Genomic DNA, 20,803 nt, shown 5'->3' on the forward strand with positions numbered 1-20,803 from the left:
TTTTGCTTGAAGAGGAGAGAGTATGGTTGATTTACTGAAGATTATCAAAGATTACAAGGAAGTTCCTGCATTTATTGTGATGGATGGAGAAGAGTCGAAAACTGTTTCATATGAACAGTTTTATGAGGCAATATGCAGATGTGCTTATAACCTGGAATGTGCCTTTGGTGACCTAAAGGGAAAACATATTGGTATCTACGCTAATTCGGGGTACGAGTTTGTGCTGGTACTGGCAGCGCTATTATTTGAAAGAGCTGTTGCTGTACCGTTAAATAATCATGAAAGCCCTGATGTCATTAGATATGAGATTGATAATTCCGACATGGAGGCTATTGTCGTGGATGAAGATCTTATTCAGAATATTGACATTCTTGGAAAAAGAACTGTAGGAATAACAGAACTCGTTAAAGATGACGGTACATTAGCGAATCTTAAAGATTTCAGTGATGACGAATGGGACAATCTTGTTGCAATCGTTTATACATCCGGAACAACAGGGATACAAAAAGGCGTGATGCTTTCCGCAGGAAATCTGTTCGGAGAAACCAGAGAAGTATATGACAATGCCTTTCCTGTTGATAACTACCTGGGATTAAGGGCTTTTGCTAACCTGCCTTATTATCACATCGGTGGTATCAGTGAATGGCTGCTTCAGATGAGAAAAGGGTGTACAGTTTATTTGAGTATTTATCCCGGAAATGTACTGTTTGATCTGGAACATCAAACTATTGATGTTGCTGTTGTAATTCCAGCAACTCTTAAACTTTGGAAAAAGGCAATTAAATCCGGACATATGGACAGACTTGGAAATGTAAAACTTGTTATAACCGGAGGAGCAGCGGCAGATCTGGATACAGTTAAAATTTTTCTTGAACATCATATACCATATGGACAGTTCTATGGGATGACAGAGTATAGCGGGATTATTTCCAGTGGATTTGACTGTATTTCACATTTAGAGTCAGTAGGACGTCCTAACCCATCTGTAAAGGCTACAATTGTCGATGGAGAGATCTGTCTCTCAGGGCCTGGATTTATGTTGGGATACTACAAGAATGAGGAAGAGACTAAAAAAGTAATTGATGGAGATTTACTACATACCGGAGACTTGGGATACATTGATGAAGATGGATACATGTATATAACTGGCAGAAAGAAGAATCTGATCATCCTTTCAAATGGTGAGAATGTCAGTCCTGAAGAACTGGAAAACCATCTGTATAAATGTCCAGACATTATTGAATGCAAGGTATATGAAGAAAGCGACAGAATATGCGCTTTAATCTATGCAGAAGAAGGAAAAGAAAATGCAGTTGGAGATTATATTGCGGATTTAAATACAAAGCTGCCTATCTTTAAAAGGATTTACAAGAAAACAATACAAAATGAACCTTTGGAAAAAACCGGCAGTGGAAAAATTAAAAGATAGCTGTCAAAATTCTAGAAGGAATAATCTCATAAGCAATGCGCCTCTTACTCTTTTGAGAAAGGGGCGTTTTTGTTTTACGCATTTCTTCTTTTAGTTGTTTTATCTGAACAAGAAGTTCCCTGTCTCTACTACGCTTATAGTGAGATAAGAGATTAAACATACAGTAATCAAGGATTGAATCATAGCTCTTTTGCACAATGCTTTTATCGGCATATTGTTCTATCAATTTGAATGATGGCTTGTAGACAAATGTTGCATCATCAAAATATGAGCAATTACCTGTAACGGATGCGCTGTTCAAAACATAATGGTATAGAGGATAAGGGACATAGACATAATGTAAATTATAGGATGAAAAAAGCTGAGACTGATACAAAAGGTCTTCACTTAGTTTTATATTCTGATTAAATGAAAGGTCTTTTATTAAGTTATATCTAAAAAGCCTTGTTACAAGAAAACCTCTGATAGTATCATCAGTAAACATGGCTGAAAGAATCTCTTTTGACGACAAAATACTAGATGTTTTTCTGAAATATGGTGTGGAGAGGCCTTCTTTATGTGTATAATAACCACAGATACATCCATCAATTGTATCATTGGAATCAGCCTTAACCATTGCTTCAATCATTCTGGAGTACATATCAGGTTCAATATAGTCATCAGCATCAAGAAAACTGATCCAGTAGCTCTTTGCATATGAAAGACCAAGGCTTCTTGCAGCGGATGCTCCCTGATGATCCTGGGAATATACTTTGATAATAGAATTACGTTCAGCATAGCTGTTAGCGAGATCAAAAGAACCATCGGTGGATCCGTCATCTACAAGTATTATTTCAGATGGCAACAACTCACCTGCCAGAATGCTATCAAGCATTTTGGACAATGTGCTTATACAATTGTAAAATGGAATTATAGTGCTGATCGAAGTGTTCATGAAACTATTATAACTATTGGGGAAAATGTAATCAATCTAAAGTAAAGGAAGTTTTGCATAATGGGGTTTGAAAATAAGAAGGAGAAAATCAAAGTATTCAGTGAAGTTTTCAAGACGCTTTGCTGGGCGCTTACGATTCTTAAGGAATTCAGAGTTCGTCTTTATCTATATATTGTCTTTTTGATTCTTCAGTCAGTTTATCGGATATATATGACTAGCAGGGTTGGGAATATAGTAGACCTTGCACTTGGTGATAATGTAAATGGACTCATTATCACCGGGGCATTCTTTGCTCTTTTGTATGTGATCAATATTGTGATCACTATTATTGGTAACAGATTTGCATGCAGGAATTATAACGGCATGTACAATGATCTGGAACTTAAGATTTACAGAAAGATAATGGACGCATCCTGGGAGAAACTTTCAGAGTATCATTCCGGAGATCTGATAACAAGGCTATCCTCTGATGTGAAAACAGTAGCAGGCAATACCAGCGGACTTGTACCTACAATGATTGCGGAGCTTACGCTTATACTGTCTGCCAGCGTATATATCATCTATGTTGATTATTCGATGATTTTTCTGGCTCTGGTAATTGCACCGGTTGTGCTTATAGCCTCGAGGATTTTTATGGGTAAGATCTACAGATCTGAGGCTGAGATACGAGAGATAGAGTCCAAGATTGGCTCATATAATGTAGAGACATTCAATAATATTCAGGCGGTGAAAGCTTTTAGTCTTGGAGACTATTTCTATGAAAAGATGTTTAACATCGAAACTGTTAGAAAGAAAGTTGACCTAAGAACCAATAAGTACATTATTTCTTATTTTGCCACTACAAACTTTGCCGGTATTATTGGAGCATGTATCCTCATAGGCTGGATGTTCTACAGAGTTCACACAGGAGTGATCTCTTTTGGCGCACTTTCAGTAATTGCGTTTCTTGCACTACAGGTGGGAAGAGCTATTGAAGATCTCTTTGACCTGCTGCCTACAATTATGGCTTACATGGCATCGGCAAAAAGGGTTAAGATGCTGCTTGACATAGAAGATGAATCCAATGGTGATGATAATGTAGAAATAGAGCCTCTTTTAAACGGTTCCGATGGTGTAGATATCCATGTAGAAGATATGTATTTCAAATACAGAAACGGCTACAGTGTATTTGAGGGAGCGTCGTTTGAAGCAAAACCAGCAGAACTGATAGCCCTGGTTGGAGCTTCCGGAGAAGGTAAGACTACAATGCTGAGGATAATCCTTGGTATCGTAACTGCATACAAAGGAAGGACATATGCTTCAAACAGTAAAACTGAGATTGATCTTGGACTAAAGACAAGGTCCATCATTTCTTATGTACCACAGGGAAATACCATGATGGCAGGAACAATTTCCGAAAACATGAGAATGGTTAACAAAGATGCTACAGATGAGGAAATTGTTCAGGCACTGAAAGATGCGCATATTTATGATTTTGTCCAGAAACTCCCCGGAGGACCTGAGTATGAACTTGGCCAGGGAGGACACGGCTTATCAGAGGGACAGAATCAGAGGCTGTGCATCGCCAGGGCACTTTTAAAGAATGTGCCGGTTCTTCTCCTGGACGAAGCGACTTCAGCTTTGGATGTAGCTACCGAGAGAAAGATACTTGATAATATCAGGAAAAGATATCCAAATAAAACAATAATCCTCACAACACACAGGCCGACAGTACTTACAATGTGTGACAGGGTCTACAAGATAGCAGACAGGAAGATTGATATAGTAAACAGCGACAGTATACAAAGACTTATAGATGAGTTTTGATAAAGGCAGAAAGGCTTGATTATGGGGGCATCAACTGAATACAAAATTCCAAAGATTATCCATTATTTCTGGCTGGGTGGGAACCCTAAGCCGGAGTCTGTCATTAAGTGCATTGATAGCTGGAGAAAGTTTTGTCCTGATTTTGAGATAAAAGAGTGGAATGAATCAAATTACGATGTTCATAAGCATCCTTACATGGATAAGGCTTATATTCAGAAGAAGTGGGCTTTTGTTCCGGACTATGGCAGACTTGATGTGCTGTATGAATACGGCGGAATATATATGGACACTGACGTTGAGGTGTTAAAAGACCTTTCACCTCTTTGTAAACTTGATGGCTATATCGGCTTTGAGAGCGATGAACGCGTTAACTGTGGTCAGGGTTTTGGCTGTGTTCCGGGATTACCTATAATCAGAGAAATGATGAAATGCTATGATGGGGACACCCCCTTTGAATTTATCGGAAATGAGGAGGTATTCATTGAAAGTCCCAGGCTATCTACCAAGGCTTTGATTGAACATGGACTTATCCGAAACGGCTTACGGCAGAAAATAGACGGATTGGAAGTTTTCCCTATGGACTACCTTTGTCCACTGGACTATTATACAGGGCGACTTCGTATAACAGATAATACTTACAGCATTCATCACTTTGATGCCAGCTGGCATGGCAAGAATGCCAAGCAGTATCAGAAACTCATGCAGGCACTTAACAGGGCTCTAGGTAAAAAGCTTGGACAGAAAGCTTTCAGTTCTTTTATGAGTACCAAGGACGCATTTAAACACCTGATTGGAAGGTAAGCTGAGGGGAAATATATGGGAGCACCTTTGATATCGGTAATTGTACCGGTATATAACGTAGAAAAGTATCTGGTCGAATGTATAGAATCGATTCTGGCTCAGACCTATAGTTCTTTTGAACTTCTGCTTGTAGATGATGGATCAAAAGATAAAAGTGGAGAGATTTGCGACGAATACAAGGACAAAGATGGCAGAATAAGGGTCTTTCACAAAGAAAACGGAGGCCTTTCATCAGCCAGAAACAAGGGGATTGATGAAGCAAAGGGCGATTTGTTCTGCTTTATTGATTCAGATGACACAATAAGTATTGATTATCTAATGAAACTTTATACAGCTATTACAGAGAATCAGGCAGATATGGCTATTTGCGATATTGATGCCCCAAAACTGTCGAAGGTTGACCTTGTATATCAGGGCAATGATAGCATGACTTCTGATGAAGCAAAGATATGGCTCTATGACAACAGGATGCGTGAATATGTCCTGATGGTTGTGGCATGGAATAAGCTCTATAAAAAGGCTCTTTTCGATGATGTCAGGTACCCTGTCGGAAGGATTCATGAAGATGAATTTGTGATAGGCCCAATCCTCAGGAAGTGCAGTAAGATATCTTTTGTAAAAGAGAAGCTGTACAACTACAGAGACAATGACTCAGGCATAACGTCTGAAACAAAAAGGCTTGAAACACGCCATCTCGACGGAGTAGATGCTTTAGATGAGAGGATTGCGCAGGCGGTAGAGGATGGCGATAGCTCTTTTGCCCACATAACTCTGAAAAATGCTCTGTATAAATGTGCCAGATTCTATGGAGACGCTTCAAGAACTGGCGTAAATGATATGAGGAAGGCTTCTTTTACGAAATATGAGGAGTTGTTCTCACAGTACAAAGCTTTGCTGGATACTAAGCAGAGGCTCAAGTATAGGTTGTTTCTTGCTATACCGAGCATATTCATACGGATTTATAATCCATGACAGATTTACCCCTCATTACTGTTGACACTGTCCACTAATATCGGTACAATTAATCTGTTGTAATCTTGTATATTAGTGCGCCCATTTATGGCAAGCTATACAAAATATTGTACAATGAAAATTGAATAAGGAGGTGCTCCTGTAATGACCACTGTAATTGCAGTAGTAGCAACTCTTGTCATCACTGCTCTGGTTACCTGGGTTATAGCATCAGCCCATCATAAGAAGGTATCTGATGGTAAAATCGGTAGCGCTGAGGAGAGGGCAAGAAAAATCATCGATGAAGCCCTGAAGAATGCTGAGGATACAAAGCGTGAGAAGCTCCTTGAGGCAAAAGAAGAAGCCCTTAAGACACGTAATGATCTTGAGAAGGAAGTCAAGGACAGACGTAATGAATTGCAGCGTTCTGAGAGACGTATCCAGCAGAAAGAGGAGAACGTCGAGAAGAGAACCGAGGCGATCGAGAGAAGAGAGCAGAGTTTAAGTGCCCGCGAGGAGAACTTGAACAAGAAGACAGAAGAGGTTGCTAAGTTAAATGAACAGAGGCTACAGGAACTGGAAAAAATCTCTGGCTTAACCTCCGATCAGGCCAAAGAGTATCTTTTAAAAATCGTTGAAGATGATGTGAAACACGAATCAGCTATCATGATCAAGAACATGGAAGCTGAGGCAAAAGAAGAAGCAGATAAGAGAGCCAAGGAAATTGTTGTAGGTGCTATTCAGCGCTGCGCAGCAGATCACGTTTCCGAGACTACCATATCTGTAGTACAGCTCCCCAATGATGAGATGAAGGGTCGTATCATTGGTAGAGAAGGACGTAACATTAGGACCCTCGAGACTATGACCGGTGTAGATCTTATTATTGATGACACACCGGAGGCTGTAGTTATTTCCGGATTTGATCCGATCCGCAGAGAAGTCGCACGTATCGCTCTTGAGAAGCTGATCGTGGATGGACGTATCCATCCTGCAAGGATTGAAGAAATGGTCGAGAAGGCACAGAAAGAAGTTGCTGCCAAGATCAAAGAAGAAGGTGAAAATGCTGCTATCGAGGCAGGCGTTCACGGACTTCATCCTGAAGTGATCAAGATTCTCGGACGTATGATGTTCAGAACAAGCTATGGACAGAATTGTCTGAAGCATTCAGTAGAGGTAGCACAGCTTTGTGGACTTATGGCATCTGAGCTTGGACTTGATGTCCGTGTAGCGAAGAGAGCCGGACTCCTTCATGATATCGGTAAGGCTGTTGACCATGAGCTTGAAGGCTCACATATTCAGCTTGGTGTTGATATCTGTAGGAAATATAAGGAATCACAGGTTGTTATCAATGCGGTAGAGGCTCATCACGGTGACGTAGAGCCACAGTCCCTTATAGCAGTTCTTGTTCAGGCAGCTGATACAATTTCATCAGCAAGACCTGGAGCTAGAAGAGAGACACTTGAAACATACACATCACGATTAAAAGAACTCGAAGATATTACAAATAGCTTTAAGGGTGTTGATCACTCATTCGCTATTCAGGCTGGTCGAGAAGTCAGGGTAATGGTAGTTCCTGAGCAGGTTACTGACGAAGACATGGTTATCATGGCTCGTGAGATTGCAAAGAAGATCGAGGACGAGATGGAATATCCCGGACAGATCAAGGTCAATATCATCAGAGAGAGCAGAGCAACTGACTTTGCTAAGTAATGATATCCATTATGCTTAGAAAAATGCATAAAAGAGGTTATCCTTTTTGGATAACCTCTTTTTTATTCTTCATATCTATAGTATTATATATTTAAAAAGATTGTGCGCTATTAAATAAAGGGGGACAACTATGCACGAATCAGGTGAAGACTATATCGAGACCATATATCTCCTCAAGAAGAAAAAGGGAGTTGTACGTTCTATTGATGTTGCCAATGAGCTTGGTTTCTCAAGGCCCAGTGTATCCAGAGGCGTCAGCATATTGAAGGAAAACGGCCTTGTTATCATGGAAGATGACGGTGAGCTTAAGCTTACCGAAGAAGGTCTTAAGACTGCCAAGAAGGTATATGAGAAGCACACCAATCTCACCAAATTCCTGATGCTCACAGCAGGAGTCAACGAAGAAATCGCTGAGACAGATGCCTGCAGAATTGAGCATATAATAAGTCCTGAGACTTTCAGAGGCATCAAGAAATTTGTAAAAGAACACAAAGAAGAACTTTAATAAGAATTTGTTAATAGGATCATAACTAAAGGTTATGGTCCTATTAGTTAGTAAATGAGGTACAATATGCTTCCGGAATTATTCAAGGAGAAGATGAAGAATCTCCTTTCGGAAAAAGAATATGATGAATTCATTTCATCTTTCGAAGAAGATGAGGAAAGACATCACGCCTTGAGACTTAATCCTCTTAAGGTAAAAGAGAAACCGGACTTCTGCAAAGAGCCTGTTCCTTGGGAAGAAAATGGCTTTTATTATGATGCAGATTCAGCCCCAGGCAAGCACCCATACCATGAAGCAGGAATTTACTATATCCAGGAACCTTCAGCTATGTCTCCGGTCCATTTCCTTGATCCCAAGCCCGGTGAAAAGATCCTGGACCTCTGCGCAGCTCCAGGAGGTAAATCAACTCAGATAGCTTGCAGAATGGATTCCAAGGGCATTCTGGTTACAAATGAAATAAACAGAGACAGAGCTAAGATATTATCTCTTAACATCGAGAGAATGGGCATAAAAAACGCTCTTGTTCTAAACGAGGATTCAGGCCATCTTTCTCAGGTCTTTGAAGGATACTTTGACAAGATCCTTGTTGATGCTCCATGTTCCGGAGAAGGTATGTTCAGAAAGAACGAAGAGGCTTTTTCTGAATGGAGCCCTGAAAATGTTGAGATGTGTGCAAGCAGGCAAAAAGAGATCCTGGACAATGCTGCTAAAATGCTTGTTCCCGGAGGAAGGCTTGTCTATTCCACATGCACATTTTCACCTGAAGAGAACGAGAAGAACGTCTCATCATTTCTGGAGAGAAACCCTGATTTCCATGTATTGCATGTTGAACTTATCGGCGGAATGGAGAATGGCAGAACTGAGTTTGCCGGCCCTGACTGCAATGCAGAAGTCGCTGATTCAGTAAGACTGTGGCCTCACAGAGTTCGTGGCGAAGGACATTTTCTCTGTGTATTTAGAAGAGACGGTGAAATGGTATCAGGAACTGCCTCATATATTCCCGGCGGCCGAAACATAAAAGCAAAAAACGAGATGATAAAGGCATTTAACACGTTTGCAGAAGAATGCTTTGATAAGAACTTTAAGCTTCCTGAAGGCATTATAATATCTTTCGGAGATCAGCTTTACCTTGCGCCATACGACATGCCCGGTATAAAAGGACTGAAAGTCATAAGACCCGGACTTCATCTTGGAACTGTGAAAAAAGACCGTTTCGAGCCATCCCATGCGCTGGCTCTTGCAATAAAGCCGGAAAATGTAAAGCTTTCTGTAGACCTTCCATCAGATTCTGCTGATATCAAGCAGTATCTAAACGGCCAGACTCTAAGGCTGTCCGAGAGCTCGTTTATCGGAAAAGACAAAGTAAAAGGGTGGTGCCTTGTGACCACCGACGGCTACAGCATAGGCTGGGCCAAGCTTGCATCAGGTATGCTGAAAAATCATTATCCAAAAGGACTCAGAATTAATTACTGACATGAAGAAACTACTTAAATACTTAAAACATTATAGACTTGAATCAATTCTTGGACCTCTCTTTAAGCTCCTGGAAGCTTCTTTTGAGCTTCTGGTTCCGCTTGTCATCGCATCAATGATTGATGTCGGCATCGCAAACGGAGATAAATCACACATCATAAGGATGTGCCTTATTTTGCTGCTGCTTTGTGCTGTCGGCTTTGCTTGCGCTGTGACAGCACAGTTTTTTGCTGCAAAAGCTGCTTCGGGATTTGCTGCCAAGGTCAAGAGAGCGCTGTTTGATAATATCCAGAAATTATCCTACGCGGATATCGATAAAGTTGGCACATCTGCCATGATCACCAGGATGACCAGTGATATAAACCAGGTTCAGCAGGGAGTCAATCTTACAATAAGGCTGCTTCTTAGGTCGCCTTTTGTTGTGTTTGGCGCCTTTGTCATGGTCTATACCATCAGCCCGAGCCAGTCACTGATTTTCCTTGTGACCATAATCCTGCTGTTTATCGTTGTCGGCGTCATCGTGAGATGGAGCATTCCAAAGTACGGCCTGATACAAAAAGGGCTTGATAAGCTCCTTTGCCTTACGAGAGAAAACCACACGGGCGTAAGGGTGATCCGCGCCTTTAATCTGCAGGAAAAGGAAAAAGAAAATTTTAACGAGCACAACGACCTTCAGATGAAACTTCAGAGCTTTGTCGGAAGTGTATCGGCTCTTATGAATCCTGTAACTTACGCAATCCTTAATCTTGCTGTAGCGTTTCTTATCTACAGAGGTGGAATTGTTGTAAACAGAGGAGAGCTTTCACAGGGTGATGTTGTCGCTCTTTATAACTACATGGCTCAGATCCTTGTTGAGCTTATTAAGTTCGCAAACCTGATCCTTACCGTAACCAAGGCTATAGCATCCGGAAACCGTGTAGAGGAGATGCTTGAGATGAAATCCTCTATGACAGACGGAAATATAACTGAGTTTAAAAACACCAGGGACCACATCGTATTTACCGATGCGTCCATGAGATATGCAGGTGATATCGAGGATTCTCTTTATCCATTCTCGCTTAATATTAAAAGAGGGGAGAGAATCGGTATTATTGGTGGAACAGGTAGTGGTAAGACTACGCTTGTAAATCTTATACCAAGATTTTATGATACAAGATCAGGAAGCGTAACAATAGACGGAGTAAATGTCAAAGACTATCGAATGGATGCCCTTAGGGAGAGAATAGGTATCGTTCCGCAGAAGGCAGTTCTTTTCCACGGCAGCATTCGTGACAATATCAGATGGGGCAAGAACGATGCCACTGATGATGAGATAAATGAGGCGCTTACAATTGCTCAGGCAAAAGAGATTGTTGATGGCAAAGAGAACGGTCTTGATACCGTAGTAGCTCAGGGAGGAAAAAACTTCTCGGGTGGCCAGAAGCAGAGACTTACAATTGCACGTGCCCTTGTGAGAAAGCCTGAAATACTGATCCTTGATGACAGTGCATCAGCTCTTGATTACCTCACTGATAAAAGGCTGCGCGATGCAATTGCATCCATGGATAATCCTCCGACCACCATTATTGTGTCTCAGAGAACTGCATCTGTTATGAACTGCGACAAGATTGTTGTGCTTGATGACGGACATGTAGTTGGAATAGGTAGCCATGACAACCTCCTTAAACACTGCGAGGCCTATAGGGAGATCTATGAATCTCAGTACAAGAAGGAGGTGGCACAATGAACAGAAAAGCTTTGAAAAAAGTTCTGCGCTATGCAGGAAAATACCACTTCCTAATAGCTATTTCGATGTTCCTTGCTATTGTGACGGCTCTTTTATCACTGTATGTTCCTATACTTGCCGGCAATGCAATTGACTGTATTGTTGGAAAAGACAATGTGGATTTCGCAAAAGTGACTGAAATCCTGATCAGAATGGCAATTACGGTCCTTTTTATCGCCATTTGCCAGTGGATAATGAATATCGTTAACAATAGGATAACCTTCAGAGTTGTCAGAGACGTAAGGAGAGATGCCTTCGCAAGGCTGCAGATATTGCCTTTTGAGTATTTGGATAACAAGCAGACAGGAGATATAGAAAGCAGGATAATAGCTGACGTTGACCTCTTTGCAGACGGCCTTCTTATGGGCTTTACACAGCTCTTTACGGGAATAGTGACAATAGTCGGAACTCTTGTTTTCATGTTCTATTTGAACTTTGGAATTGCTATTGTTGTAGTTGTATTAACGCCGCTATCGCTCCTTGTGGCCAGATTTGTAGCAACCAGGAGCTTTAAGCTCTTTAAACAGCAGAGCGAAGCGAGAGCTGCGCAGACATCATTTGTTGATGAGATGGTTGGTAATCTCTCGGTTGTTAAGGCATTTGCGCATGAAGATGAGAACTTAGATGCCTTTGATACCATGAATGACAATCTTGAGAAAGTCAGCGTAATGGCAACCTTCATTTCATCGCTGACCAATCCTTCAACCAGGTTTATTAACAATATTGTTTATGCAGCTGTCGCACTGTTTGGCTCATTTACCTGTATAGCAGGAGGTATGACAGTCGGCGGACTTACCATTTTCCTAAGCTACGCCAATCAGTACACTAAGCCGTTTAATGAGATCTCCGGCGTTATAACTGAGCTTCAAAATGCGCTTGCATGTGCTGCACGAGTATTTGAGCTGATTGAGGAAACACCTGAGAAAAATGACCTTGATGATGCAAAAGAGCTTGTTGATGTCAAGGGAAAAGTAGATATAGAGGATGTGTCTTTTTCCTATAATAAAGAAACCAGCCTTATTGAAGACCTGAACCTGTCCATAACAAAGGGGCAGAGAGTTGCTATCGTAGGACCTACAGGTGCAGGAAAATCCACACTCATCAACCTTCTTATGAGATTCTATGATGTAGATAAGGGAAATATCCTGATTGATGGAATTGACATAAGAGATCTTAAGAGGGGAAGTCTTCGCGAGAACTTCGGCATGGTTCTTCAGGAAACATGGCTCAGAAGCGGAACCATCAGAGATAATATCACTCTCGGAAGAGAGGGCTTTACTGATGAGCAGATCATAGAAGCTGCCAAGGCTGCCCATGCACACAGCTTTATAAAAAGGCTCCCTGACGGGTATGATACGGTCATTACAGAAAATGGCGGAAATCTCTCGCAGGGACAGAAACAGCTCCTTTGCATAACAAGAGTAATGCTGGATATCCCACCTATGCTGATCCTCGACGAAGCTACATCTTCAATTGATACAAGGACAGAGATCAGGATCCAGAAGGCCTTTAACAAGATGATGAAGGGCAGGACAAGCTTTATTGTTGCCCATAGGCTTTCCACAATACGCGAAGCTGATCTTATACTTGTTATGAAGGAAGGCCATATTATCGAGCAGGGAATACATATGGAGCTTGTTGCAAAGAGAGGCTTTTATTATGAGCTTTACACGAGCCAGTTTGGGTGATAAATTAGTATCCTCACTTGTTTTATAAATGAAAGGAAATCTGTTCTATGAGAAACCCTGATATTTCCGGGGCTTATGATGAAAAACGCTGCAAGGACATTGAGCGCAGTATCATCAAGAAATACCGAAAAGAGATATGGTGCAAGTTTACAAAGGCCATAAATACTTATAAACTAATAAGTGACGGCGACAAGATAGCTGTCTGTATATCCGGTGGCAAGGATTCCATGCTGATGGCCAAGCTCTTTCAGGAGATACTTAGACATGGGAAGAAGAACTTTGACGTAGTTTTCCTTGTAATGAACCCGGGATACAATAAGCTAAACTACGACCTTATCATGACAAATGCCACAATAATGGGCATTCCGGTACAGGTTTTTGAGTCGGACATCTTCGATGTTACCAGTAGCCTTGTTGAAGGTTCGCCCTGTTATCTCTGTGCGAGAATGAGAAGAGGCGCTCTTTATGCCAAGGCAAAAGAGCTTGGATGCAATAAGATAGCTCTCGGTCACCACTACGACGACGTTATCGAGACCATTCTCATGGGAATGCTCTACGGCGGACAGATTCAGACCATGATGCCTAAGCTACACTCGACGAACTTCGAGGGCATGGAGCTGATAAGACCCATGTACCTTATAAGGGAAGAGGACATCAAGCACTGGTGCAACTACAATGAGCTCAAGTTCATTGCCTGCGCCTGCAAGATGACAGAGAAAAGAGATGCATCTGTAAACCCCGGCGATGTCAGTAAGCGTGCTGAGGTAAAAGAGCTGATCAAAGAGCTCAGGGAAAAGAGTCCCTATATTGAATCAAATATTTTTAAAAGTGTGGAAAATGTCCACCTTAATGCGATAATATCTTATAAGACGAACAAGACAGGCAGACATCATTTTCTGGATACATATGATGAAGGTGATTTTTAAGGAGATTTATGAGCGAGCAGGAAAACAGCAGACCAATATTTATAATAGGACATAAGAACCCTGATACAGACTCTATCTGTGCAGCCATAACCTATGCTAACCTCAAGAACAAGGTTTTTGGCGGCAATTATATAGCTTGCAGAGCTGGACATTTAAATGAGGAGACTCAGTTTGTTTTGTCTCACTTTGGAGTTGATGTTCCGGCTTATGTAAAGGATGTAAGAACACAGGTCAGAGACATGGAGATAAGGCGTATTGACGGTACCAGCAGAAAGATGTCTCTTAAAAATGCCTGGGCCAAGATGCGTGATGCAGACGTCGTAACACTCTGCGCAACAGAGGGCGATGAGCTGGCAGGTATTATTACAACCAATGACATTGTAGAGACCTACATGGATGTGATCGATCCTCACATTCTTTCACAGGCCAAGACTTCTTACAAGAATATCGTTGAGACGCTTGATGGAGAACTTATCGAAGGTGATATCAACGAGGAACTCACAAGCGGTAAGGTTGTTATCGCAGCAGCAAGCCCTGAGATGATGGAGAACGTCATTGAGGCCGGAGATGTGGTAATCCTCGGAAACAGATATGAGACTCAGCTGTGCGCAATAGAGATGGATGCAGCATGCATTATAGTTTGTGAGGGTGCAGAGGTTGCAAGGACTATTAAGGCTCAGGCATCGGAGCATGGCACCAAGATCATAACAACACCACACGATACCTTTGTTGTTGCAAGACTTATCAACCAGAGTATGCCAATCGAGCATATCATGAAAAAAGACAATCTGGTAACCTTCCACATGGATGACTACATTGAGGATATCCAGGAAGTAATGGCTTCCATGAGGCACAGATACTTCCCGGTTCTTGATAAAAACGATAATTACATCGGTATGATCAGCCGAAGAAACTTCCTCGGCGCTCACAAGAAGCAGCTGATTCTCGTTGACCATAATGAGAAGAATCAGGCCGTAAACGGAGCTGATGCAGCTGATATAAAAGAAATCGTTGACCATCACAGACTTCGTACAATTGAGACAGCCGGTCCTGTTTATTTCAGAAACATGCCTCTTGGCTCAACATGTACGATCATCTATCTCATGTACAAAGAATATGCGCAGGAAATAGATCCTACTACAGCAGGTCTTTTGCTTGCAGCGATTCTTTCAGATACATTGATGTTCCGTTCACCTACATGCACCAAAGTAGACAGAGATGCAGGTGAGGAGCTTGCCAGGATAGCTGGCATTGATTATGAAGAGTTTGCAAAAGAGATGTTCCATGCAGGTTCAAATCTTGGCAGCAAGACAGCAGATGAGATCATCCATCAGGATTTCAAGAAGTTTACTGTAGATGATATGACCATCGGAATCGGACAGATCAACTCCATGAGTGCTGATGAACTTGTCGAGATCAAGGACAAGATAATGCCTGAACTTAAGGACGTTGCTGAGTCTGACGGACTGGACATGCTGTTCTTTATGCTTACAAATATCATTGACGAGTCTTCACAGGTTGTCTTCTCGGGGGCGAAGGCACTTCATACACTTAACTCGGCATTTGGTATAAATTCAGAGGGGGATGTGGTTTTACTTCCGGGAGTTGTTTCTCGTAAGAAGCAGCTTCTACCGGCTATTGTAGAAACCATACAGCAGTAAAAAAACTATATTACGGGGGGTACGGGTAAATGGAAGAATTAAGAACGCTTCTCTTGCACGAAATAGTAAAGGTTTATGGACCTTTACAGGGGCAGGGAATAGGAGCTATAGTCATTCCTGCATTTATCGGAGATTTCAAGAAGGTACTGGATTCAGAGGAGAGCTTTGATGAGGTATCAGAGGAATACATGACTGAGGACAAGAAAGTCCATCTTATATTGGAAGGTCGCAGGAAACTCGGCAAAAAAGGTGTTAAGCTTGAGATCACCGGAGCTGTAGTCAATGACAAGAGGCTTCATTTAACAGAAGAGCATTGCTACGTATGAAGGATGAACTGATCAGAACTGAATTGTTACTTGGTGCACAGGCGCTTGAGAAATTAAAAAACTCAAGGGTCTGTGTTTTTGGTGTGGGTGGAGTCGGAGGCTACGTTGTAGAGGCTCTTGCAAGGAGCGGAGTAGGAGCAATTGATATAGTTGATAATGATGAAGTAGCTATGTCCAATATAAATCGACAGATCATCGCACTTCACAGCACAGTAGGAAAAGATAAAGTTGATGTGGCAAGGGACAGAATACTGGATATAAATTCGGACTGTGTTGTTACTTGTCATAAATGTTTTTACCTTCCTGAAACGAGTTCTGAGTTCGATTTTAATGAATACGATTATGTGGTAGATGCGATAGATACTGTAACTGCCAAGATAGATATCATCATGAAGTGTAAGGAACTTGGCGTTCCGATCATCAGTTCAATGGGCACGGGCAATAAGCTTGATCCTACTAAAATAAAAGTTACAGACATTTACAAGACTGAGATAGATCCACTTGCCAAGGTTATGAGGCGTGAACTTAAAAAGCGTGGAATTAAAAAGCTTAAGGTCGTTTACTCTAACGAAGAGCCTATAAAACCTGATAAGGAAATGATCGATGCTGAGCTAAAGGCATCCGGTTCGCAAAAGAGGACAGTTCCCGGAAGTTCAGCGTTTGTTCCTCCTGTTGCAGGCCTTATAATAGGGCGAGAAGTAGTAATGGATCTTATTAAAAAATGATACAGAGGCATCAAAATGAGTGAAGAGAATTTAAGGTGGAAACTGGTTAAAGAAGAACATTTAAAGCAGGATAAATGGATCGATTTTCGCCAGAATATATATGAGCTTCCAAATGGAACAGATATAGGACCTGTATATAACTTTTCAAAACACAGCTTTTCAGTGGTTGTAGCTACAGATGAAGATGGAAAGTATATCTGTGTCAAGCAGTACAGACATGGAATAGATGAGGTTACAACAGAGTTCCCAGCCGGTGGCATCGAGTATAAAGAGACTGAAAACCACCCCTATATTACTGCAAGGAACACAATTGCAACCGAAGAGGAAGCTTTAGAAGCAGCAAAGAGAGAACTTGCAGAAGAGACAGGCTATGTTTCCGATAACTGGAGACATCTTCTTACAATACCTGCAAATGCAACTCTTGCCAGCAATAATGTACATATCTATGCTGCAAAAGACTGCAGGAAGGTGACTACACAGCATCTTGATGATTCAGAATTTTTGAATGTAGTTCTTTTTACTGAAGAAGAGCTCAAAGAGCACATCTTTGGTGGGGACTTTAAGCAGGCTCATCATGTACTGGCATGGTATTTATCAAAAGAATAAAGACTTGAATCTGAATAACCCCTGTGATAAACTAATTAAGTTGTTAGCCGGCATGTCGGAATGGCAGACGATGCAGACTCAAAATCTGTTGTGGGTAACCACGTGTGGGTTCAAGTCCCACTGCCGGCATTTAAACCTCGGAGCAAATTGCTTCGAGGTTTTTTGTATATTTAAACGCAATTACGTCAATACTATGCTATAATTAGAATATGAAGCTGGTATCTGTTGACAAGTTAATACCCGGAATGGTTGTTTCAGAGAATGTCTATACTCTGGATGACAGGCTTGTTCTTCCCAAGGAAACAGTCCTTGATCAGAAGGATATTGAGAGAATAAAATCCTATTCACTCTACAATATCTTTGTCGAAGAGGAGATGAAACCTGTCGGTTCAGGCGCCAAAAAGCCTGAAGGGCCTCTTTCTACACCGTCCTATGCAGAGAAGATAAGAAACACCGAGGAGTTTATCATATTCAAGCAGCACATCGAGGACTATTCCGAGCAGCTTGAAGAATCTTTTAGAATGCTCGCAAATGACTCCATTCCTCTGGACGTAGAAAAGCTTACTGAGCCTGTATATCACCTGTTTGTAGAAGCCGGTGGTACAGCGGGTATTTTTGATATGCTTCATAATCTGAGAGATAATTCCGATGCAGTTTTCATGCATTCCCTTAATGTATCCCTAATCAGCAATACTCTGGCAACCTGGATGAAACTGCCTGAAGAAAAGGTTCAGGTGGCAACAGCTGCAGGCCTTCTTCATGACATCGGCAAAATGCTTGTTCCGTCAGAACTCCTTAACAAGAAGCAGGAGCTTACCGAGTATGAGCAGAGAGCTATGAACGAACACGTTATAAAGGGATATGAACTGGTCAAGGATAAGAACATTGATTCACATATCAAGAACACTATCCTTATGCATCATGAACTAAGGGATGGAAGCGGATTTCCGCTTCATCTTAAAAATGAAAAGATCGATGAGATTGCATCTATTGTTACCGTAGCAAACGTCTATGATAACCTGACATCCAGGAGAATCTACAGAGAACCTGTATGTCCTTTTGCTGTGCTTGAACAGTTTGAGAAAAACGGCTTAGATAAGTACGAACCTAATGCCATCATGACTTTTATGGGTAACATCGTAAATACCTTTATTGCCAACAGAGTAAAACTCAGTAACGGACAGGTTGGCGAAATAATCTTTATCAATCCTGATCATCTTTCTAAGCCGACAGTTAAATGCGGAGATGAGTTTGTTGATCTTGCGCACAATAAAGGCTTATCAATCACCGCAGTCATCTAAAAGTAAATTTGCACAAAAGCAGGAAACGAAATTTGGTAAAAGCGTTTCTTGTTTAAAATAGCGCCTTTTGTTACTATAAGCATACGGAAACCAATAATTTGATATGGGTTTCCGAGAAGCAAATTCGAATGTCTTATAAACAGCCATGTTCGGCGGAATGGAAGGTAATATGACTGACAGATCTAAAGTAATATTCGGTAATGTCATTGATGCAAAAGATTACAATAAAGCATTAAAATCCAAAAAGAAATTCATGAAGAAATACGGAGACGATTCAAACGTCGATTATAAGATCAGAGTATCTGACAACGAAGTAATAGGACCAATCCTCGGAGTTAAGAATATAGATGTAACTGCTAAGATTCCTGCAAACGAAGGCACAATTGACAAGGATAAAGCAATCATAGTTGGAAACATCAGAATGGGCTTTGGTCATTACCGTATTTCAATGGCTATGGCTTCTTACGCACAGCACCTTGGATATACACCTTACTGGCTTGATCTTAATTCATTTAAAGAGACAACCTGTACCAAGGTAATCAGTGCTCAGAATGACCTTTATTCCCTTGGTTCAAGGCTTTCCAAGAATCCTATCTTCAATAAACTCGTTTGGGAGCCTACAAATTACGAAGGATTCAGAGCCCTGACCTACAATTCATCAGATCAGAAGAACGCAGAGCTTATGGCTCCCGTTTACAGAAATATTGATAAAGACATTCCTGTTATCGCAACTCATGTATGGCCTGCCCAGGCAGCTATTCATGCAGGAATGAAGCATGTTGTAAATGCAATCCCTGATAACTGGCCAATGGCGCTTCACCTTTCAGAAGGTTCCCTTCACACCATACAGTGCAGAAATGCATACATGGGATACAGGATCCTCAACGGAATGAACAAGAAAAAGGTATGTAGCCCAATGCCTCAGGATTCTCTTGTTTATACAGGCCACTATATAGATTACGAGCTTGTAGAGAACATTGAAAAAGACTGCGAAGCACGCGTGGCCAGAAGAGAAATGAGAAAGCCTATGAGATTTCTTTTGACCATCGGCGGAGCCGGAGCACAGAAGGAAATCTTTGCTGAGATCATTAAGCATCTGATCCCATACATCAGAGATAACAAGGCGGCTCTCTATGTAAATGTTGGTGATTACAGAAACGTCTGGGATGAGCTGGTAAAAGAGATCCCGGGAATGAAGGAACTTGCAACAGAGCATATGGATAAATGGGATGACACCTGCAAGTTTGCAGAGGATGCCCTTGATGAGAACACACTGGTTACAGGAATTCATGGCTTCTATCATGCAGATATCTTCAAGGCTGTATATACAACAAACCTCCTTATGAGAAGCTGCGACGTACTTGTTACAAAGCCAAGTGAACTTGCATTTTACCCGGTTCCCAAGCTCTTTATAAAGAGAGTAGGCAAGCATGAGATGTGGGGTGCAATCCATTCAGCCGAGATCGGCGACGGCACACTGGAGTGCAGAGATATTCCTCATACAATCCAGATGCTTGAGCAGTTCTTAAAGACAGATCTTCTCAATGAAATGTGTGCAAATATTATTGAGAACAAAAAGGCCGGAATCTACGATGGAGCAAAGAAAGTAGTAGAGCTGGCAGTAGCAATGAAAAACAAATAAGCCAAAAGGCGAGGGAGACAATCGTGGAAAAGAGAACTTTAACAGGACTTGAGAAATTTGCATACGGTATCGGTGCGGTTGGAAAAGACATGGTCTACATGCTTTCCGCATCATATGTACTTTACTATTTCCAGGACATCATGGGCGTAAGTGCAATCGCAATGGGTATCATTCTTCTTGTTGCCCGTGTGTTTGATGCATTTAATGACCCTATCATGGGTGTTATCGTAGCTAAGACAAAGACAAAGTGGGGTAAATTCAGACCCTGGCTCATGATCGGTACTATCACAAATACAGTACTGCTTATCATGATGTTCGCAGCACCGCCTTCATTATCACCTAAGGGACTCATTGCTTATGCTGCAGTTACCTACATCATGTGGGGAGTAACCTACACAATGATGGATATTCCTTACTGGTCAATGGTACCTGCCTTTACTGAGAGCGGAAAAGAGAGAGAAGGTCTTTCAGCTCTTGCCCGTTCCTGCGCAGGTGTGGGTTCAGCCATCATCACAATCGTTACAGTTATGAGCGTTGCAGCAATCGGAAGTAGC

At 41.5% G+C, this 20,803-nt stretch carries 17 protein-coding genes, 1 tRNA gene and 1 pseudogene; 18 read left to right on the top strand and 1 reads right to left on the bottom strand.

All coding sequences use genetic code 11. From position 1 onward, the window contains the following. The first annotated feature begins 22 nt into the window (after positions 1-22). Positions 23-1,429 carry a class I adenylate-forming enzyme family protein gene (locus G589_RS0110080; RefSeq protein ID WP_026522056.1) on the top strand — a complete coding sequence of 469 codons (1,407 nt, stop codon included), beginning with the start codon at positions 23-25 and terminating at the stop codon, positions 1,427-1,429. Here the strand turns inward: G589_RS0110080 and G589_RS0110085 are convergent. Next, positions 1,419-2,363: a glycosyltransferase family 2 protein gene (locus tag G589_RS0110085; protein WP_081668997.1), complete on the bottom strand. Its 945-nt coding sequence runs from the start codon at positions 2,361-2,363 to the stop codon at positions 1,419-1,421. The two genes, G589_RS0110080 and G589_RS0110085, sit on opposite strands and share 11 nt — an antisense overlap. Before the next feature lie 60 nt (positions 2,364-2,423). Between G589_RS0110085 and G589_RS19545 the strand changes: the two genes are divergently transcribed. The 17 genes and pseudogenes from G589_RS19545 to G589_RS22420 all read left to right on the top strand — a co-directional run. After that, positions 2,424-4,169 carry an ABC transporter ATP-binding protein gene (locus G589_RS19545; RefSeq protein WP_051192306.1) on the top strand — a complete coding sequence of 582 codons (1,746 nt, stop codon included), beginning with the start codon at positions 2,424-2,426 and terminating at the stop codon, positions 4,167-4,169. A gap of 21 nt (positions 4,170-4,190) precedes the next feature. After that, the gene (locus G589_RS0110095) at positions 4,191-4,970 is read left to right on the top strand and encodes a glycosyltransferase family 32 protein (protein ID WP_035775830.1); all 780 of its coding nucleotides are present in this window, start codon (positions 4,191-4,193) and stop codon (positions 4,968-4,970) included. 15 nt (positions 4,971-4,985) lie between these two features. After that, positions 4,986-5,942, top strand: a complete 957-nt coding sequence (locus tag G589_RS19550; RefSeq protein WP_051192307.1) for a glycosyltransferase family 2 protein — start codon at positions 4,986-4,988, stop codon at positions 5,940-5,942. Positions 5,943-6,086: 144 nt separating this feature from the next. After that, entirely contained in the window at positions 6,087-7,631 is a 1,545-nt protein-coding gene (rny, locus tag G589_RS0110105; RefSeq protein WP_026522059.1) for a ribonuclease Y, read from the top strand. 130 nt (positions 7,632-7,761) lie between these two features. Then, on the top strand, positions 7,762-8,136 hold the full coding sequence (locus G589_RS0110110) for a metal-dependent transcriptional regulator (RefSeq protein ID WP_026522060.1): 375 nt from the start codon (positions 7,762-7,764) through the stop codon (positions 8,134-8,136). A gap of 66 nt (positions 8,137-8,202) precedes the next feature. After that, positions 8,203-9,609, top strand: a complete 1,407-nt coding sequence (locus G589_RS0110115; protein WP_026522061.1) for an RsmB/NOP family class I SAM-dependent RNA methyltransferase — start codon at positions 8,203-8,205, stop codon at positions 9,607-9,609. A gap of 1 nt (position 9,610) precedes the next feature. Beyond that, positions 9,611-11,335, top strand: a complete 1,725-nt coding sequence (locus tag G589_RS0110120; RefSeq protein WP_026522062.1) for an ABC transporter ATP-binding protein — start codon at positions 9,611-9,613, stop codon at positions 11,333-11,335. Further along, a complete protein-coding gene (locus G589_RS0110125; RefSeq protein WP_026522063.1) occupies positions 11,332-13,062 on the top strand; it encodes an ABC transporter ATP-binding protein in 1,731 nt (576 codons plus the stop codon). Before G589_RS0110120 ends, G589_RS0110125 begins: the two co-directional genes overlap by 4 nt. Positions 13,063-13,109: 47 nt before the next feature. Beyond that, the gene (locus G589_RS0110130) at positions 13,110-13,988 is read left to right on the top strand and encodes a tRNA 2-thiocytidine biosynthesis TtcA family protein (RefSeq protein ID WP_035775831.1); all 879 of its coding nucleotides are present in this window, start codon (positions 13,110-13,112) and stop codon (positions 13,986-13,988) included. 8 nt (positions 13,989-13,996) lie between these two features. Next, entirely contained in the window at positions 13,997-15,649 is a 1,653-nt protein-coding gene (locus G589_RS0110135) for a putative manganese-dependent inorganic diphosphatase (RefSeq protein ID WP_022767031.1), read from the top strand. 29 nt (positions 15,650-15,678) lie between these two features. Further along, positions 15,679-15,975: a hypothetical protein gene (locus G589_RS0110140; protein WP_022767032.1), complete on the top strand. Its 297-nt coding sequence runs from the start codon at positions 15,679-15,681 to the stop codon at positions 15,973-15,975. Then, positions 15,972-16,700 (top strand): tRNA threonylcarbamoyladenosine dehydratase, encoded by a 729-nt coding sequence (locus G589_RS0110145; protein ID WP_026522065.1) that lies wholly within the window; start codon positions 15,972-15,974, stop codon positions 16,698-16,700. Before G589_RS0110140 ends, G589_RS0110145 begins: the two co-directional genes overlap by 4 nt. A gap of 15 nt (positions 16,701-16,715) precedes the next feature. Continuing rightward, positions 16,716-17,306: an NUDIX hydrolase gene (locus G589_RS0110150; RefSeq protein ID WP_035775833.1), complete on the top strand. Its 591-nt coding sequence runs from the start codon at positions 16,716-16,718 to the stop codon at positions 17,304-17,306. A 46-nt stretch (positions 17,307-17,352) separates the two neighbouring features. Then, positions 17,353-17,435, top strand: a tRNA-Leu gene (locus G589_RS0110155). An 80-nt stretch (positions 17,436-17,515) separates the two neighbouring features. Then, positions 17,516-18,607, top strand: coding sequence for an HD-GYP domain-containing protein (locus G589_RS19555; protein ID WP_081668998.1), 1,092 nt, complete (start codon positions 17,516-17,518; stop codon positions 18,605-18,607). 169 nt (positions 18,608-18,776) lie between these two features. Then, positions 18,777-20,249 (top strand): DUF6937 domain-containing protein, encoded by a 1,473-nt coding sequence (locus G589_RS0110165; protein ID WP_022767036.1) that lies wholly within the window; start codon positions 18,777-18,779, stop codon positions 20,247-20,249. Between the two features lie 89 nt (positions 20,250-20,338). After that, positions 20,339-20,797 (top strand): annotated as a pseudogene (locus G589_RS22420) (MFS transporter); the annotation flags it as partial. Positions 20,798-20,803 lie beyond the last annotated feature (6 nt).

Source organism: Butyrivibrio sp. VCB2001 (assembly GCF_000423965.1).
Taxonomy (GTDB): Bacteria; Bacillota; Clostridia; order Lachnospirales; family Lachnospiraceae; genus Butyrivibrio.

Coding starts and splice junctions, on each gene's coding strand:
- G589_RS0110080 (WP_026522056.1), top strand. CDS start 23: ATGGTTGATTTACTGAAGATTATCAAAGATTACAAGGAAGTTCCTGCA.
- G589_RS0110085 (WP_081668997.1), bottom strand. CDS start 2,363: ATGAACACTTCGATCAGCACTATAATTCCATTTTACAATTGTATAAGC.
- G589_RS19545 (WP_051192306.1), top strand. CDS start 2,424: ATGGGGTTTGAAAATAAGAAGGAGAAAATCAAAGTATTCAGTGAAGTT.
- G589_RS0110095 (WP_035775830.1), top strand. CDS start 4,191: ATGGGGGCATCAACTGAATACAAAATTCCAAAGATTATCCATTATTTC.
- G589_RS19550 (WP_051192307.1), top strand. CDS start 4,986: ATGGGAGCACCTTTGATATCGGTAATTGTACCGGTATATAACGTAGAA.
- rny (WP_026522059.1), top strand. CDS start 6,087: ATGACCACTGTAATTGCAGTAGTAGCAACTCTTGTCATCACTGCTCTG.
- G589_RS0110110 (WP_026522060.1), top strand. CDS start 7,762: ATGCACGAATCAGGTGAAGACTATATCGAGACCATATATCTCCTCAAG.
- G589_RS0110115 (WP_026522061.1), top strand. CDS start 8,203: ATGCTTCCGGAATTATTCAAGGAGAAGATGAAGAATCTCCTTTCGGAA.
- G589_RS0110120 (WP_026522062.1), top strand. CDS start 9,611: ATGAAGAAACTACTTAAATACTTAAAACATTATAGACTTGAATCAATT.
- G589_RS0110125 (WP_026522063.1), top strand. CDS start 11,332: ATGAACAGAAAAGCTTTGAAAAAAGTTCTGCGCTATGCAGGAAAATAC.
- G589_RS0110130 (WP_035775831.1), top strand. CDS start 13,110: ATGAGAAACCCTGATATTTCCGGGGCTTATGATGAAAAACGCTGCAAG.
- G589_RS0110135 (WP_022767031.1), top strand. CDS start 13,997: ATGAGCGAGCAGGAAAACAGCAGACCAATATTTATAATAGGACATAAG.
- G589_RS0110140 (WP_022767032.1), top strand. CDS start 15,679: ATGGAAGAATTAAGAACGCTTCTCTTGCACGAAATAGTAAAGGTTTAT.
- G589_RS0110145 (WP_026522065.1), top strand. CDS start 15,972: ATGAAGGATGAACTGATCAGAACTGAATTGTTACTTGGTGCACAGGCG.
- G589_RS0110150 (WP_035775833.1), top strand. CDS start 16,716: ATGAGTGAAGAGAATTTAAGGTGGAAACTGGTTAAAGAAGAACATTTA.
- G589_RS19555 (WP_081668998.1), top strand. CDS start 17,516: ATGAAGCTGGTATCTGTTGACAAGTTAATACCCGGAATGGTTGTTTCA.
- G589_RS0110165 (WP_022767036.1), top strand. CDS start 18,777: ATGACTGACAGATCTAAAGTAATATTCGGTAATGTCATTGATGCAAAA.